This window comes from Bartonella sp. CM120XJJH, assembly GCF_042194715.1.
In the GTDB taxonomy this organism is placed as follows: Bacteria; Pseudomonadota; Alphaproteobacteria; order Rhizobiales; family Rhizobiaceae; genus Bartonella.
The window spans coordinates 1-1,097 of sequence record NZ_JBHINE010000074.1 but is presented as its reverse complement, the minus strand read 5'-3'; the positions used below and the strand labels follow the sequence as shown (position 1 = coordinate 1,097).

The 1,097-nt window shown below is 48.6% G+C and carries 1 protein-coding gene; it reads left to right on the top strand.

The features are described 5' to 3' along the window. Positions 1-1,097 (top strand): phage tail tape measure protein (locus ACFIKU_RS09790; RefSeq protein ID WP_375657391.1); only part of this gene is annotated, 1,097 nt, incomplete at both ends.

Sequence of the window (1,097 nt, the reverse complement as noted above, 5' to 3'; positions counted from 1 at the left end):
GACCCTGAGCATCTTGAGGATGCGACAAGGAATGCGGAAAATGCTTTCAACCAAGCGCGGGGGCGCATGGTGGGTGCGCTTGCCCAAACGGCAACCTTAATTGCACCCCTCTATAAAGCCATGCAATTTGACCAATCGATGAAAGGCTTGGAAAAGGTTCTGGATGCCCCCCTTGATCGCTTAAAGGAATTGCGCCGTTTTGCGCTTGAAACCTCCACCAAGATTCCGCTGGCGGCGCGTGAAGTCTTGGAATTGATGACCAGTGCCAGCCAAGCAGGGATTGGTGAACAAGATCTCGAGGCTTTTAGTATTTATGCCGCCAAAGCAGCTGTTGCTTTTGATATGACGGGAGATCAGATTGGGGAGCGCTTTGCCAAATTGCGCAATGTCTTTAAGCTTAATCAGGCAGGGATTGAAGATTTAGGCGATGCTATCAATCATCTCTCTAACCACATGGCCGCCAAGGCAAGTGAAGTCTCTGACTTTACCAATCGTGCCACCGGTGCGGCAACCATGTTTAAGCTCACCGCACGGGAAACCGCGGCTTTTGGTACGGCAATGATTTCTGCTGGGATTGTTCCTGAGAGTGCCGCGCGTGGTTTTAATGCGATGAGTGCGCGCATACAGGCAGGGGGTAAACATATTGAAGATGCTTTTGCCAATATCGGGCTTTCTCGCGAAAAATTTATGCAAGATCTGGACAAAGATGCCACCGGCACCTTGGTGCGCTTTTTTGATGTTTTAGCAAAATCAGAACAGGGCATGCGCTCGCTGATTGCTATTGCTGGACGGGACTTCACGGGCGATTTTGCTAAATTGGTAGGCAATCCCGAATTGTTGGGGCAAGCTTTAAATTATGTGAAAGACCCAAAAGTCTTTAAAGGCTCTGTCGAACAAGAAGCAGACAAACAAGCAACCGGCGCCATGCGACAATTTGAACTTTTGCAAAACCGCATTGTGGCTTTGGGCATTACCATTGGTGAAGTGCTTCTGCCCCCCCTCAACAGTTTGATGGAAACAGTTGGCAATTTTATCAATGTTCTTATGGCATGGGCAAATGAACACCCTGTTTTAACCGGTGTGATCATCAAAACCAT